Origin of the sequence: Pseudodesulfovibrio sp. (genome assembly GCF_028692895.1) — a bacterium.
GTDB lineage: Bacteria > Desulfobacterota > Desulfovibrionia > Desulfovibrionales > Desulfovibrionaceae > Pseudodesulfovibrio.
Genome location: NZ_JAQUWN010000012.1, coordinates 17,721 through 33,491 on the forward strand (window position 1 = coordinate 17,721; position 15,771 = coordinate 33,491).

The 15,771-nt window shown below is 68.5% G+C and carries 11 protein-coding genes; 3 read left to right on the forward strand and 8 right to left on the reverse strand.

The window, feature by feature from the left end:
- Position 1 precedes the first annotated feature (1 nt).
- Positions 2–2,731 carry a ribosome-associated ATPase/putative transporter RbbA gene (gene rbbA / locus PHP91_RS04715; RefSeq protein ID WP_300137597.1) on the reverse strand — a complete coding sequence of 910 codons (2,730 nt, stop codon included), beginning with the start codon at positions 2,729–2,731 and terminating at the stop codon, positions 2–4.
- The gene (locus tag PHP91_RS04720) at positions 2,728–3,813 is read right to left on the reverse strand and encodes an HlyD family efflux transporter periplasmic adaptor subunit (RefSeq protein ID WP_300137600.1); all 1,086 of its coding nucleotides are present in this window, start codon (positions 3,811–3,813) and stop codon (positions 2,728–2,730) included. Before PHP91_RS04720 ends, rbbA begins: the two co-directional genes overlap by 4 nt.
- Positions 3,814–4,043: 230 nt before the next feature.
- Here PHP91_RS04720 and PHP91_RS04725 point away from each other — a divergent pair, with 230 nt between their 5' ends.
- The 3 genes from PHP91_RS04725 (at position 4,044) to PHP91_RS04735 (ending at position 9,183) form a co-directional block, all read left to right on the forward strand.
- A complete protein-coding gene (locus tag PHP91_RS04725; protein ID WP_300137601.1) occupies positions 4,044–4,670 on the forward strand; it encodes a TetR/AcrR family transcriptional regulator in 627 nt (208 codons plus the stop codon).
- A gap of 127 nt (positions 4,671–4,797) precedes the next feature.
- Entirely contained in the window at positions 4,798–5,988 is a 1,191-nt protein-coding gene (locus PHP91_RS04730) for an efflux RND transporter periplasmic adaptor subunit (protein ID WP_300137604.1), read from the forward strand.
- 6 nt (positions 5,989–5,994) lie between these two features.
- Positions 5,995–9,183 (forward strand): multidrug efflux RND transporter permease subunit, encoded by a 3,189-nt coding sequence (locus tag PHP91_RS04735; RefSeq protein ID WP_300137607.1) that lies wholly within the window; start codon positions 5,995–5,997, stop codon positions 9,181–9,183.
- Positions 9,184–9,332: 149 nt separating this feature from the next.
- Here PHP91_RS04735 and PHP91_RS04740 read toward each other — a convergent pair whose 3' ends face one another.
- From PHP91_RS04740 to PHP91_RS04765, 6 genes are read right to left on the reverse strand one after another with little or no spacing between them, the layout of a single operon-like run.
- Positions 9,333–10,199, reverse strand: coding sequence for a universal stress protein (locus PHP91_RS04740; RefSeq protein ID WP_300137610.1), 867 nt, complete (start codon positions 10,197–10,199; stop codon positions 9,333–9,335).
- A 21-nt stretch (positions 10,200–10,220) separates the two neighbouring features.
- Entirely contained in the window at positions 10,221–11,015 is a 795-nt protein-coding gene (locus tag PHP91_RS04745) for a universal stress protein (RefSeq protein ID WP_300137613.1), read from the reverse strand.
- A 40-nt stretch (positions 11,016–11,055) separates the two neighbouring features.
- Positions 11,056–11,448, reverse strand: a complete 393-nt coding sequence (locus tag PHP91_RS04750) for a response regulator (RefSeq protein ID WP_300137616.1) — start codon at positions 11,446–11,448, stop codon at positions 11,056–11,058.
- A gap of 17 nt (positions 11,449–11,465) precedes the next feature.
- Positions 11,466–14,057 carry a PEP/pyruvate-binding domain-containing protein gene (locus PHP91_RS04755; protein ID WP_300137619.1) on the reverse strand — a complete coding sequence of 864 codons (2,592 nt, stop codon included), beginning with the start codon at positions 14,055–14,057 and terminating at the stop codon, positions 11,466–11,468.
- Positions 14,058–14,072: 15 nt separating this feature from the next.
- Entirely contained in the window at positions 14,073–14,807 is a 735-nt protein-coding gene (locus PHP91_RS04760; protein ID WP_300137621.1) for a TIGR02186 family protein, read from the reverse strand.
- 1 nt (position 14,808) lies between these two features.
- Positions 14,809–15,741, reverse strand: a complete 933-nt coding sequence (locus PHP91_RS04765; RefSeq protein ID WP_300137624.1) for a sulfite exporter TauE/SafE family protein — start codon at positions 15,739–15,741, stop codon at positions 14,809–14,811.
- Between the last annotated feature and the right edge of the window lie 30 nt (positions 15,742–15,771).

Sequence of the window (15,771 nt, forward strand, 5' to 3'; positions counted from 1 at the left end):
GTCACTTCTCCTGCTTGCGCAACAGGAGCGCGCTGGCCAGGGTGTAGACGGGGACGAACAGGGCCATCTTCAGGAAGTCGGGCCAGATGTTCCCGAAATGCAGGGCCTTGGTGAACAGCCCCCGGCTGATGGTGATGAAATAGGACATGGGGAAGAGCTGGCCCAGCACCGAGCCCGGCCCCTGGAGCGAGGCCACCGGCGTGGTCAGGCCGGAAAAGGTCACCGTGACCAGCAGGGTGATGACCGCCGTGCCCGCCAGGGCCGCCACCTGTGTCCGGACGAAGGAGGAGAAGACCAGCCCCAGCCCGGTGGTGGCCGAGACGAAGACCAGGGCGGCCAGGGTCATGGTGACGAAGCTCCCCTTGAGCGGCACCCCGAGCCAGAAGACCGAGACCGCCATGAGTCCCAGGTAGCTGACCATGCTGACCAGCACGTAGGCCCCCTGCTTGCCCAGCAGGAACTCCAGCCGGGTCACCGGCGTGGCGTAGACGTTGGTGATGGAGCCCAGCTCCTTTTCGCGCACCACGCCCAGGGCGGTCAGGATGGACGGGATGAAGACCAGCAGCAGCGGCAGCACGGCCGGGACCATGGCGTAGAGGCTCTCGAACCCCTGGTTGTAGCGGTAGCGCACCTGGATGCCCGCCGCGGAGGATTTGGCCGCGATCCCGGTGCTGCGCAGGGTCAGGTCCTTCAGGTACTGGGCGTGCAGCCCCTCGATGTAGCCCCGGATGGTCTCGCCCCGAAACGGCATGGACCCGTCGATCCACACGCCGATGGTCACGTCGCGCCCGGCGCGCAGGTCCTTGCCGTAGTCGGGCGGAATCTCCAGGGCCACGGCCAGCTCGCCGTCCGCCATGCGCCGGTCCAGCCCGGCCGTGGAGCGGATGGGCGACTGCCTGTCGAAATAGCGGGACCCGGACATGTTGTAGATGTAGTCGCGGCTCTCGGGCGAGTCGTCGCGGTCGAGCACGGCGAACCTGAGGTGCTCCACATCGAAGGTGATGCCGTAGCCGAGCACCAGGAGCAGGATGACGGACCCGAGGAGCGAGAAGACCAGGCGCACCGGGTCGCGCAGGACCTCCCGGAGCTCCCGGCCCATGAAGGCGAACATGCGCCGGGGGTTGAACCGTCGGCCCGCGCCGCCGTCCGACGCCGCCCCGGCCTCGGCCACGGGAATCTCGCCCTCGCTCTCCCCTTCGCCCATGGAGCCCCTGAGCACGTCGATGAACGCCTCCTCCAGGGAGGCCGCGCCGTGGGCCTCGACGATGGCTGCGGGCGCGTCGCAGGCCAGCACCCGGCCCGCGTGCATCAGCGAGATGCGGTCGCACCGCTCGCCCTCGTTCATGAAGTGGGTGGAGATGAAGATGGTCACGCCCCGGTTGCGCGAGAGGTCGATGAGCAGCCGCCAGAACCCGTCGCGCGCCACCGGGTCCACGCCCGAGGTGGGCTCGTCCAGGATGAGCATTTCCGGGTCGTGGATCACGGCCACGGCCAGGGAGAGGCGCTGGCGGATGCCGAGAGGCAGGTCGCCCGAGGCGTCCGCCGCGTATTTCGCCAGGCCGAAGTGGTCCAGCACCTCCGCCACCCTGGCCGCGCGCCGCTCGCGAGGGATGTGGAAGAGCCGGGCGTGGAGCATCAGGTTGTCGCGCACGCTCAGCTCGCCGTAGAGGGAGAAGGACTGGGTCATGTAGCCCACGCGCCGCCGCGACTCGATGGACCGGGCGTCCACCGGGCTGCCGAAGAGCCGGGCCTGGCCCGAGGTGGGCTCGATGAGCCCGGTGAGCATCTTCATGGTGGTGGTCTTGCCGCAGCCGTTGGAGCCGAGGAATCCGAAGATCTCGCCGCGCCGGATGTCCAGGTCCACATGGTCCACGGCGGTGAAGGCGCCGAACTTCTTGGTCAGCCCCTTGGCCTCGATGGCCACGTCGGCCGCGTCGCCGGACCACGGGGCCACGACCACGGCCTGGTGCCCCCGCCGACGCTCCTCCGGGAGCAGGCCGATGAAGGCCGCGTCCAGGTCGGCCGTTCCGGTGCGGGCCATGAGCTCGGCGGGCGAACCCGTGGCCAGGACCCGGCCCGCGTCCATGGCCGCCAGCCAGTCGAACCGCTCCGCCTCCTCCATGTAGGCCGTGGCCACCAGCACGGACATGCCCGCGCGCCGGGCGCGGACGCGGCCCACCAGCTTCCAGAACTGCTGACGCGAGAGCGGGTCCACGCCCGTGGTCGGCTCGTCCAGGATGAGCAGGTCCGGATCGTGGATCAGGGCGCAGCACAGGCCGAGCTTCTGCTTCATGCCGCCCGAGAGCTTGCCCGCCGGGCGGTCGGCGAAGGGGGCCAGGCCGGTGGCGGCCATGAGCTCGTCCACGCGCCGGGTCCGCTCCTCGCCCCGCAGGTCGAAGAGGTTGCCGAAAAAGGTGATGTTCTCCCTGACGGAGAGGGTCATGTACAGGTTGCGGCCCAGCCCCTGGGGCATGTAGGCGATGCGCGGGCAGACCGCCCGGCGGTGGTCCCGCCGGGCCATGTCGCCGCCCAGGACCTCCACGGTCCCGCGCTGGATGACGCGCACCCCGGCGATCAGGGCCAGCAGGCTCGACTTGCCCACGCCGTCCGGGCCGATGAGCCCGGCCATGCACCCGGCCGGGACGTCCAGGGTAACGCCGGACACGGCCTCGACCTTGCCGTAGGACAGCCCCACGCCGCCGAGGCGCGCCACGGGCCCGCCGGAGGTCATTTCGCCTCCGCTCCGGAGGTGAACAGGGGCGGCACCCGGCCCGGCCAGGGCGCGTCGCCGGTCAGCCGGACCCAGGCCACGCCGGGCAGCCCGGTCTTGACCCGGTTGGCGTACTCGGCCAGCAGCGACGGCGTGATCCGCGCCTTGATGCGGAACATCAGCTTCTCGCGCTCGGTCTTGGTCTCCACGGACTTGGGCGTGAACTGGGCCTCGGGCGAAACAAAGGTGATGGACGCCGGAATGGACCACTCGGGGAGGGCGTCGAGCACGATGCGCGACTCGGCCCCCAGGGCCACCAGCCCGGCCTGGTCCGTGGGCAGGAAGAAGGTCATGTAGACGTTGGTGATGTCGAGCAGGGTCAGAACGTTGCCGCCCGCGCCCAGGACCTCGCCCGGCTCGGCCAGCCGGTAGAGCACGCGGCCGGAGATGGGCGACTTGAGGAGGGAATCGTCGATGTTGGACTGGATGGTCTCCACCCGCGCCCTGGCGGCGGCCACGCCCGCCCGGGCCTCGTCCACGCCGGAGCGCGAGGAGTCGAGAGCGGCCAGGGCGGCGTCCAACTGGGCCAGGGAAGCGCCGTACTGAGCCTCGTCCGACCGCTTGGCGGTCCGCTCCACGTCCAGGGCCTCCTGGGCGACGACACCGCGCCTGAACAGCTCCTCGCGGCGCGCGGCCTCGCGGGCGGAGAGGGTCTTCTGGCTCAGCCTCTGGGCCACCAGGGCCTTGGCCGCCCGGACCTCGTTGGACCGGCTCTGGACCAGGGACGTGGCCTGGGCCACCTTGTGCTCGGCCTGGCGCGCCGTGGCCTCGGCTTCGCGCAGGTCGGCCTCCAGGGTGGCGGTGTCCATGCGGGCCAGAACCTGCCCCCTGGTCACCATGTCGCCCTCCTCCACGCCCACCTCCACCAGGCGGCCGCTCAGCTTGGTGGCCACGTTCACCTCGGTGGCCTCGATGCGGCCGTTGCTCCAGGCGAAACCGGCCAGGTCCTCGGACGACCGCCAGTTTTTCCAGGCGAACCAGCCGCCCGCCGCCAGGGCGGCGACGATCACGAGTACGAGGGGAATGGAACGGGTCGGCTTCATAGTGTTGTCTCCATGGACGTGGTCTGTGCCGAAGGGCGCGCGCCCGAATGGCGACGGCTGTTTGGACGCAGATAACACATAATAACTCCGAATAGTTATATGTCAACAGTCGCGAAGCCGCCCCAGCCCGACGCCTGACTGACGGTCAGTTCTCCCCGGCCCGAGGCCCTTGACAGGCCAACCCGGAAATAATAAATGACTGACCTGTCAGTCATATTATTGGAGCCAACATGCCGAACTCACCATCCTCCCGTCGGGGGCCAGGCCGGCCGCCCGACCCCGACAAGCGGTCCGAGCGCCGGAAGACCATCCTCACCCAGGCGGTCACCCACTTCGCCCGCGACGGGTTCGCCCGGACCGACGTCGCCGCCGTCGCCGAGGCGGCCGGGTGCTCCAAGGGCACGGTATACAATTACTTTGAAAACAAGCAAGCCCTGTTCCGCGACGCCGTGGACCACGTCATGGACGGACTGGTGAAGGCCACCTCCGATCCGGAGGACGAGGGCTCCGTCGAGGGCTTCGGCCGGGCCATCGAGGCCTTCCTGCGCTACTTCGACGAGAACCCGGCCTACATCGAACTGCTCATCCAGGAGCGCGCGGTCTTCAAGGACAGGGCCAAGCCCACCTACCTGGAGTATTGCGACACCCACCGGGATGAGCACAAGGGCTTCTTCGAGAAACTCAGCGCGGAAGGCGTGTTCCGCCAACTCTCCGCCGACCGCCTCTTCGACATCATCAGCGACCTGCTCTACGGCACCATCTTCACCAACTACTTCGCCAAACGGAAAACCTGCCTCGAACAGCAGGCCAGCGACATCACCGACCTGCTCCTCAACGGGTTGCTCGCCCGCCCCTGAAGGGGGACCTGGGCGACCCGGAACCGGGACCAGACGGCCAGCGGGCATCCGCCCGGGAAAAGCCAACATTTCAACAACTTGAGAGGAACTCGTGATCGGTTGCGAAAAGAATAACGATTCCGCGCTGATGCGCCGCTCATGCCTCATCCGCAGGACCATCATGCTCGTCATCGTGCTCGGGGCCGTCTCGGGCGGCCTGTACTACCTGCAGCACATGGACTCCACCCCCCAGGCCATGCAGGCCCGGGGCCCGCAGACCCTGCCCGTGGGCATGGTCACCCTGACCGCCCGGACCGTGCCCATGCAGCCGCTCTACCTGGGCCAGGCCGAGGCCTCCCAGACCGTGGAGATCCGCGCGCGGGTCAACGGGTTCCTGGAGAGCCGCCACTTCGAGGAGGGCGGCGCGGTCGAGGAGGGACAGTTGCTCTTCCGGATCGACCCGCGCTCCTTCGGCGCGGACCTGGACCTGGCCAAGGCCCAGCTCGCCAGCGCCCAGGCCGAATACGCCCAGGCCGAGAAGAAGGTCGACCGCTACACCAGGCTGCGCAAGTCCGGGTCCACCACCCAGGACGAGCTGGACCAGTGGCGGACCGCCCAGTTGGTGGCCCAGGCCAACATCATGATGGCCAGGGCGCGCATCGTGAAGGCGGACCTGGACCTCGGCTACACCTCGATCACCTCGCCCATCACCGGCCACATCGGCATGGCGCAAAAGGACGTGGGCAGCTACGTGGACGGCTCCACGGGCGGCCTGCTGGCCGTGGTCGAAAAGACCGACCCCATCTACGTGCGCTACACCGTGTCCGAGCAGGACATCCTCCAGGCGCGGCGCATGGCCGCCTCGGGCCGGACCAACCAGCCCCTGGTGGACCAGATCACCCTCTCCCTGACCCTGGCCGACGGCGCCCCCTATCCCCTCAAGGGGAAAATCTCGTACACCGACCCGCAGATCGACCCGTCCACCAGCTCGTCGGTCATGCGCGGCACCTTCCCCAACCCGGGGGGCCAGCTCAGGCCCGGCCAGTTCGTGCACGTGCGCGTGGACGGCATCAACCGGCTGAACGCCCTGCTCGTGCCCAAGTCCGCCGTGATCCAGAACCCCACCGGGGCCTTCGTCTACGTGGTGGGCGAGGGGGACAAGGCGGAACTGCGGCCGGTCAAGCTGGGCGAGTGGCAGGCGGGCCAGTGGGTGGTGGAGGACGGCCTGAAGCCGGGCGAGACGGTCATCACGGACCACCTGATGCAGGTCCGGCCCGGCATGGCCGTCACCCGCGCGCCCGAGGCCAAGCCCCAGGCCGCCGGAACGAGCGAGGGGTAGCCGAGCATGTTCTCCCGCTTCTTCATCGACAGGCCGGTCTTCGCCTTCGTCGTCTCCATCCTGATAATTCTCGGCGGCCTGGTGGCCATCTTCGTCCTGCCCGTGGACGAATACCCGCAGATCACGCCGCCGACCATCCAGATCGACGCCATCTACCCCGGCGCGGACGCCAAGACCGCGGCCGAGTCCGTGGCCTCGCCCATCGAGCAGCAGCTCAGCGGCATCAAGCACCTCATCTACTACAGCTCTCTCTGCTCCAACAACGGCTCGGTCAAGATCGTCTGCACCTTCGAGATCGGCACGGACCAGGACCTGGCCGCCGTGGAGGTCCAGAACCGCCTGGCCATCGCCGAGCCCAGGCTGCCCGGCGAGGTCACCCGCCAGGGCATCACCGTCACCAAGTCCTCCACCAGTATGCTCGGCGTGCTCGACCTGGAGTCCGACGGCCGCTACGACGACATCTACCTGAGCAACTACGCCACCATCAACCTGGTGGACATGCTCAAGCGCGTGCCCGGCGTGGGCGACGTCTCGGTATTCGGCACCAAGGACTACGCCATGCGCATCTGGGTGAACCCGGACCAGTTGGCCGCGCGCGGGCTGACCGTCACCGAGGTGGCCGCCGCCGTGCGCGAGCAGAACGCCGTGTTCCCGGCCGGGACCATCGGTCAGCGCCCGTCCGACGGCGGGGTCGAGCTGACCGTCCCGGTCCTGACCAAGGGGCGGCTCCAGGAGGTGTCCGAATACGAGAACATCATCCTCAAGGCCAATCCCGACGGCTCCACCCTGCGCCTCAAGGACGTGGCCCGCGTGGAGCTGGGCGCGCAGAGCTACGACCTCTTCGGCCGGGTGAGCGGCAAGCCCTCCACCCTGATCCCCATCTACCTCCAGGTGGGGGCCAACGCCCTGGAGACCATGGACGGCGTCATCAAGGCCATGGACCAGGCCGCCCTGAGCTTCCCGGCGGGCGTGAACTACCGCGTGCCCTACGACACCACCCTGTACATCCGCGACTCCATGTCCGAGGTGGTCGACACCCTGGTCGAGGCCATCGTGCTCGTGCTGGTGGTCGTCTTCCTCTTCCTGCAATCCTGGCGGGCAACCATCATCCCGCTCCTGGCCGTGCCCGTGGCCATCATCGGCACCTTCGGCGGCATGCTCGCCCTCGGGTTCTCCATCAACACCCTGACCATGTTCGGCCTGGTCCTGGCCATCGGCATCGTGGTGGACGACGCCATCGTCGTGGTGGAGAACGTGGAGCGCATCATGGAGCAGGAGCACCTGCCCCCGCGCGAGGCCACCATCAAGGCCATGGAGCAGGTCACCGGCCCGGTCATCGCCATCGTGCTGGTCCTCTCGGCGGTCTTCGTGCCCGTGGCCTTCCTGGGCGGGCTGACCGGCCAGCTCTACCGCCAGTTCGCGGTGACCATCGCCGTGTCCGTGGCCATCTCCGGCCTGGTGGCCCTGACGCTCAGCCCGGCCATGTGCCGCCTGATCCTCAAGCCGAAACGGAGCCACTCCGAGGGGGTCTTCGGCCGCTTCAACCGGCTCTTCGACCGCATGACCCGGGGGTTCACCGAGGGCGTGCGCCGGGCCATCCGCCGCTCGGCCATGGCCATGGCCGTGTTCGGCGTGCTCTGCGCGGCCGCCGTCGGCATGCAGCGCGCCATCCCTTCCGGCTTCCTGCCCGACGAGGACCAGGGCTTCGTCCTGGCCTTCATCATGCTGCCCGACGGCTCGTCCCTGGACCGCACCGACGGCGTGGCCCGGCGCGTGGAGGATTTCTTCCTGGCCCAGCCCGAGGTGGAGGATTTCGTCCTCCTGGGCGGCCTGGACTACCTCTCCGGCGGCATCACCAGCACCAGCGCCGTGACCATGTTCGTCAAGCTCAAGCCCTTTGCCGAGCGCAAGGGCGAGGCCCACAGCGCCCAGAACCTGGCCATGCGCACCATCATCCGCTTCTCGGGCGACCCGGACGCGCGCGTCCTGGCCTTCAACCCGCCCGCCATCCAGGGGCTTGGCGCGCGGGCCGGGTTCCAGATGGAGCTCCAGGCCAGGGGCGGCGGCAGCGTGGAGGACCTTATCGCCACGGCCCAGAAGTTCGTGGCCGACGCCAACGCCAACCCCGAACTGGCCGGCGTGCGCGGCACCCTGCGCGCCACCCAGCCGCAGCTCTACGTGGACCTCAACCGCGACAAGACCAAGATGATGGGCGTGCCCGTGGCCTCGGTCTTCGAAGCCATGCAGGCCTACCTCAGCTCGCTCTACGTCAACGACTTCAACAAGTACGGCCGCATCTGGCGCGTCCAGCTCCAGGCCGAGCCCAAGTTCCGCGACGCGCCGTCCGACATCGGGCGCATCTTCGTGCGCAACGACCAGGGCAAAATGGTCCCGCTCTCGGGCGTGACCGACGTCACCTTCCGGGCCGGGCCCAACGCGGTCTCCCACTTCAACGGCTTCCCCTCGGTGCAGATCACCGGCGCGCCCGCGCCCGGCGTCAGCTCCGGCCGGGCCATGGACGACGTGGTCAAGCTCGCGGCCGACACCCTGCCCCAGGGCTACGGCTTCGAGTGGAGCGGCGCGTCCTACCAGGAGGTCAAGACCGGCAACCAGGCCCCCAAGGTCCTCGCCTTCGGCATCCTGGTGGTCTTCCTGGTCCTGGCCGCCCAGTACGAGATGTGGTCCCTGCCCATCGCCGTGCTCGGCGTGCTGCCCATCGCCCTGCTGGGCGCGCTGGCGGCGGTCTGGGGACGCGGGCTCTCGCAGGACATCTACTTCCAGATCGGCCTGCTCACCCTGGTCGGGCTCTCGGCCAAGAACGCCATCCTCATCGTGGAGTTCTGCGTGTCCTCCTACCGCTCCGGCATGGGGCTCGCGGAGTCCGCCCTGGAGGCGGCCCGAATGCGCTTCCGGCCCATCGTCATGACCTCGCTGGCCTTCATCCTCGGCGTGGTGCCCCTGGCCATCTCCACCGGCGCGGGCTCGGCCGCGCGCCACTCCATCGGCACCGGCGTCATCGGCGGCATGGCGGCGGCCACGGGCATCTCCATCTTCTTCGTGCCCCTGTTCTTCGTCCTCATCCAGAAGGCGAACCGGTTCGTGCGCGGGAAGAGCCGACCCATCACCGATCCCGACGACCTGGGCGAGATCAAGCCCGCGCCGCCCGAAGCCGGGCAGCCCAAGGGCGACGCCTAGGCGGCCCGGCCAGCACAACGAAGGAACCGGGGGGAGCGGCCGACAAGCCGCTCCCCCCTTTTGGCGCCCCGCCCTTCGTCCCGCAGAACGGCGAAACGCCCCGTCGCTTTCGCGGCGGGGCGTCTTCGTTGCCGCTGTCGGGGCCGGAATCAGCGCAGGACAAGAATGGAGGCCGAGGCGTGGTTGACCAGCGAGGCCACGCGGTGGCCGGGCAGGAGCTTTTGCAGCGGCGACTTGCGGGTCAGCCACAGGGCCATGAGGTCCTCGCGGCCGCCGGACTCGATGAAGGACTCCAGGCTGTCCTCGCCCACCACGCGGACCAGGGCGCGGACGTCGCGGTCCAGGTAGTAGCCGAGGACCTCGCCCATCTTGGCCTCCACGTCCTCCCTCAGCTCCCCGCGCCTCAGCACGCCGACCACCTCCAGCTCGGCCCCGTAGAGGGTCACGCACTGGTTGATGAGCTCCAGGGACTCCTGGGTCACGTTGGCGTGGTCCAGGCAGCAGGCCACCTTGGAGGGGACCACGTTCTCGCGCAGGACGAAGACCGGGCAGTCGGCCGCGTCGGCCACCCTGCCCGGCACGTCCGAGCCGCGCCCCCAGCCGCCCTCGTGCTGGCTGGAGCCCAGGATGACCAGGTCGCTGCCGGACGCCCTGGCCTCGGCGGCGATGGCCTTGGCCGGGTTGCCGCTGCGCACGCGCAGGACCATGCCCTTGCGGCCCGAGGCGTCGGCCTCCAGCACGTCGCCGTCCCTGCGGCCGAAGGGGACGTCCCGGCCTGGGCCGTAGATGTCCGCCTCCGGCCCCACCGAGCCGAGGAAGTCGGCCAGGTAGCGCTTGAGCGTCAGGGTTTTGGGGTGGGCATGCTCCTGGTCCAGGTCATCTTCGTCAAGATAGGCGCGGCTTTTCTCCACGGCCAGCATGACCACGTCCGCCCAGGTGTTGGCGGCCAGCCGGGCGGCCTGTCCCACCGCGTACCGGCTGTAGGGGTTTTCATCAACGGCGACGAGCAGTTTCATCGGAATTCTCCCTTGCCGGGGCTACCAGCATAAAAGCAGGGGGCTGGACGCCAGGCCGAGGACCTCGGTCAGCGGCGTCTTGCGGTTGGACTTGCGGTCCAGGTGGACCACGATCATGCCATAGTCGTGCAGGGCCTTGGCCGCGGTCTCGGGCGAGCCCAGGAGCGAGAAGGACCGGGCCGGGGCGTAGCCCGCGCCCTTCAGCAGCCGCCTGCCCTCGGCCAGCAGTTCGTCGGGATGGGTGGCCCGCTGCAGGTCGTCCATGGCGTAGGCGCACAGGTCGAAGTCCGCCTTGGCCGGGTCGCGGAAAAACCGGCGGAACCGGTTGACCAGAAGCTCCACGTCGGTCTTCTCGTCCAGGACCAGGGCCGCCCGGTCGGACTGGATCATGTTGCGCACGACCAGGGCCGGACAGGGCATCTGCCGGTAGAGTTTCGACTTGAGCCGCTTGCGGAACTCGCCGGTGTTGAAGTTGGCCACCTCCCCTTCCACGAACAGGTCGTGGCCGCCGATGCGCAGCTCGTCGAGCAGCTCGTCTTCGCGCGCGCCCACCCGGACGAGCGGGTTGGGCAGGACGAAGCAGTCCAGCCGCTCGCTCTTGAGGATACGCCGCACCTCCTCCAGACCGGCCTGGCGCAGGCCGGACTCCCAGGACCGCCGAATCCACCCGGTCTCGGACGAGTGCGGCTTGTGGTCGGGTTCCTCCACGTGGATGGGCTGAATGGCGATGCCGAGCTGGTCGGCCTTGCGGCACAGGTAACGCAGCGCGATATTGGACGCCAGGGTCATCTCCACGGGGACGAGTGCTTTCAACATGTCCATGGACGCACCTCGCTTTTCATCTTATTGGAATTCATTACTTATCCTCTCCGCAAACGTGGGCTTCCGCCTTGCGGATGACCTCCTGGATCTCGCCCAGCTTGAAGGGCTTGGCCAGGAAGTCGAACACGCCCTTGCGCATGGACTCCTTGGCCGTGTCCATGGTGGCGAAGCCCGTGATGACGATGACCTCGGTTTTCGGCGACCGGTCCTTGACCGCCGCCAGGAACTGCATGCCGTCGACGCCTTCCATCTTCAGGTCGGTGACGACGATGTCGAAGCTCCGCTCTAGGACGCGAGCCATGGCCCGGGAGCTGTCGTAGAAGCTCTCCACCTCGTAGCCCATTTTCTCCAGGGCGGGCTGGAGCCGTTTGCTGACGATGGGTTCGTCGTCCAGGATGAGAATGCTGGTCTTCGTCGAAGTAGTCATGGCGATCCTCCAAATGGCTAGGTGCCTGCCGCCTGTTCGGCGATGCGTATGAACGCCTCGCAGTGCGCGTATATCTGGGCGTCGTCGATCATGGAGACGTCCAACTGCCGTGTATAACCCACCAGGACGCCGAGCAGGCGCATCAGCCGCCCCACGTCCCTGGCCATCCACCCCTTGGCGCGGGCGACCACCAGGTCCTCCCGCACGGTGACGGAAAAATCGAAGGTTTTGAGCACCTCATAGAGAAAGCGCGCCCGCCGCGAGCGCCGGGTCGCCCCGGTCACGCCGCCCGCGAACCGGAACTGGACGCTGTTGCGCGTCCCGTCCGGGCTCTCGTAGCAGTCGATCATGGTGAAGTGGTAGCCCAGGCGCAGGCTCAGGTGCAGGTAGCGGTCCGAGATGACCGCCAGGTTCTGGCCGATGCGCCCGGCCCCGGCCCCGGAGGCCGAGAAGGTCCGGGTCATGCTCGACATGAAGCTCGAAAAGTCCACGGCCACCGGCGTGGACTGCCACACGCCGTCCCGGGTCAGACCGTCGATGAAGGCGCGCAGCGTGGCGGAGCGGACCTGCTCGGGCAGGATGGTCCGCCTCAGCTTCAGGCCGTCGAGGCCCCCGGCGCAGGACTCGTCCAGGCCGCCGCCGATGTCGAGCACCACCAGGTCCAGCGGCACGGGCAGGGCCAGCCGCCCGCCGGGGCAGGGCTCGCCCTTGGCCGTGGCGTTGGGAATGTCGATGAGGATTTCCACGGCCTTCTCGTGGATGAACCGGGCGATGTCGTGCAGGGTCCGGCACCCCTGGGCGGTGAAGTTGGGCGCGTCCGGGTCGAAGAGGTTGAGGGGCTCGACGAGCCTCAGCATCCGCCTCAGCAGCCGGTATTCGTAGGTCTCCTCCATGCGGTCGAGCATGAAGTCGTGCAGCTTCAGCTCGCGGACCAGCCCCTGGTAGACGGTCTTCTGCTCGGCGTCGAGGGTGACGGTTTCGCCCTCCTGGAGGACCATGGTCGCCCGGCTCGCGTTGAGCAGCGTGGGCACGCGGTACTCGCGGGCGATGGTGGCCATGTGGCCCAGGGGGGAGCCGATGTCCGTGACCACGCCCGAGGCGCGGTTCAGGATGGAGGCGTACTGCGGCGACGAGAGGCGGGCCACCAGGATGCCGCCGTCGGGAAAGGCGGCAAGGTCGCGCCCCTCCCAGGCCACGAAGACCGGACCCGCGCCCACGCCCTGCTGGGCCACGTCGCCCTCCCCGCTCAGGAGCACGGGGTAGCGCCTGAGCACGTCGCTCAGGTCCGCGCCCTCGGCCTCGCCGCCCGCGCCGATGCGCAGTTGGCGGGTCTGAAGCACGGTCAGGTTCCCGGCCTCGTCAAAGGCGTACTCCATGTCCTGGGGCTTCTTGAAATACCGCTCCAGCCGCATGGCCGTCTCGGCCAGCAGCCGGACCTCCCCGGGCGAGAGGCAGGGCTCGCGCCGCAGCCCGTCGTCCACGGGCCGCATGTGCACCGATCCGCCCGGCTTGAAGCGCATGGCCTCGGGCTTGTCCGAGACGGACTTGTAGAGGACGTGGTGCTCGCCGTCGCGCGACACGGTGAACCGGTCCGCGGCCACCGCGCCCGAGACCAGCGGCGCGCCCAGCCCCCAGGTCCCGGCGATCTCCATGACGTTGCGCGCGGGCTCCACGGGCGAGAGGCTGTAGACCACCCCGCTGGCGCGGGCCTCGACCATTGCCTGCACGGACACGGCCATGAGCACCTCGCTCGCCTTGTAGTCGTACTCGCGGCGATAGGCCATGGCCGGGGGCGAAAAGGTGCTGGCCAGGACCTTCTTGTAGGCGTCGTTCAGGTCCTCGGGGTCCACGTTGAGAAAACTGTCGTACTGCCCGGCGAACGACAGGTCGCCGTCCTCCCCCCAGGCGCTGCTGCGCACGGCCAGCCGGAGCTCGCGGTCGCCCAGGCGGCGGCGCAGGGCTTCGAGCTCGCGGCTCAGCGCCCGACGCAACCGGCCGGGGATGGCCCCGGCCAGGATCAGGGAGCGGATCTTGCCCGAGGCCTCCGCGGCGGACATGGCCCCGTCCCGCCAGGCCTGCTCATAGCGCTCCACCGGCTCGGCCAGGCCGTTCTCCCTCACGAAGAGGAGGTAGGCCGAGGTGGTGACGGCGAACCCGTCGGGCGCCCCGGCCGCGCCGGACGAGGCGATGATCCCCAGCCGGGCGGACTTGGCGCCCACGGCGTCCATGTCGCTCGCGGTGACTCCGGAGAGCGGCATCACCATGATGTCGGGCAGGACCGGCTTGCGCTCCAGCTCGCTCTCCAACTGGGAGCGGATGGCCCGGAACCGGGTCAGCAGGTCCGGATGACGGCCGGGAGCCATGGCGTCGAAGGCCTCGATAAGCTCGCGCACCGTGCCCGCCACGTACTGCTTGGAGCCGCGCAGGTACTGGAGGTCGAAGATGTAGTCGCCGCCCAGCTTGTCGTGCATGGAGGCGATGATGGCCAGGGTGCGGTTGTTGAGCTCCAGCACGCGCTGGAAATGCCCGAACAGGGCGGACAGGGAGCGGTGTTCCCTGTGCCGCCCCGTGGACAGCAGGTTGCGGATCTGTTCGAACAACCGTCTCATTTCCAGCTCCGCGCCCTAGTGGACGCCCCCCCGTTCCTTGAAGATCAGGCTCATGGCCAGACCGGCCAGGATGGCGATTATCACGGCGGCTACGCCATACAGCAGGGAATGATCGAAGGCGAATGCGGACAGGAACTCGGGCAGGCCGGTGAGCCGGGTGTGCAGCTCCCGGGCGGCCACGTCGGCCACCCGGCCGTCCTTCACGGCCAGGACCTCCACCCGGTAGACGCCCTGGTGCATGGCCGAGGGGATGGCCAGCGTGGCCTTGAAGGGCCGCTCGCCGTTGTCCGCGGGCTCGTAGGCGACCACGCCGTTCTCCACTTCATAGAAGCCGTCGCGCTCCATGAGCTTGATGAACTCGTCGAAGATCAGGTCGTCGGCGTCGCCCTTGATGGACTGGAACCCGAGATCCGAGTGCTCCCAGTTGACCTGGGCCACTCCGTCGGTGCCCATGAGGAAAACGTCGGGCACGCCCCGGAGCTCCACGGTCTTGAGGTTCATCCACAGCACGCCCAGCGCCTTGCCCTTCTGGCGGAAGGTGCGGTGCTGCGGCTCGCCCATGAGTCGGATGACCGCCGAGTCGCCCTCGGGCACGTGGCCTGTGACGGTGAGCTGCGCGCCGTTGAAGCTGGTGCCGATGGTCACCAGGTTGGGCCGGATGGTCAGGTCGGTCCCGGCCGCCAGGGCCAGGGAAGCGGCGAGCAGCAGGGCCGCGAGGCCGAGCAGGCAGGTTGTCGCGATCTTGTTCATGCTAGTGGCCTCCGGCGTAAGCGAGCAGCACGTCGGGCGTGAGCAGCAGGTTGAGGAGCATCTTGACCATGACCACCAGGACCAGGGAGGCCAGCAGGATCTTGAGCTGCTCGCCCTTGAGCTTGCGGCTGATCCGGGTGCCGAACTGGGCCCCCAGGGTGGAGCCGAGCAGGAGCAGGACGGCCAGCACGAAGTCCACGGTGTGGTTGGTGTAGGACTGGAGGATGGTCACGTTGATGCAGGTGAAGAGGATCTGGAACAGGCTGGTGCCCACCACGACGTGCATGGGCATGCGCAGCAGGTAGACCATGATCGGAACCATGATGAAGCCGCCGCCCACGCCCATGATGGCCGCCAGGATGCCGACCATGACGCCCAGCAGGAGCGGCATGAGCATGGACAGGCGCACGCCGGACTTGACGAAGTCCGTCTGCAGGGGCAGGGCCTCCATCATGGCGGCGTAGCGGGATTTCTTCTTGGGCGCCGCGGCCGTCGCCGAGGCCTCCGGGGCCTTCTTGCGCAGGCTCTGGACGCTCTCCAGGAACATGTAGGCCCCCACGCCGCCGAGCATGAGCACGTAGGTGATGTTGATGAGGAAGTCCGCATTGCCCATGGCGCGCAGGACCTTGATGACCTGGACGCCCGCGAAGCCGCCGAGCACGCCGCCGATGAGCAGCAGAAAACCCATCTTGAAGTCCACGTTGCCCAGCCGGTAGTGGGCCAGGCAGCCGGAAGTGGACGCGCCGACGATCTGGTTGGAATCCGAGGCCGCGGCCACGGTGGGCGGGATGCCGAACATGATCAGCAGAGGGGTCATCAGGAACCCGCCCCCGACACCGAAAATGCCGGAGAGCAGGCCGACGAACCCTCCCAGGGCGAACACCAGGAACACGTTCACGCTGTTCCCGGCGATGGGAAGATACATATGAAACATCAAGAACTCCTCCACGGTTTGCATTCCCTT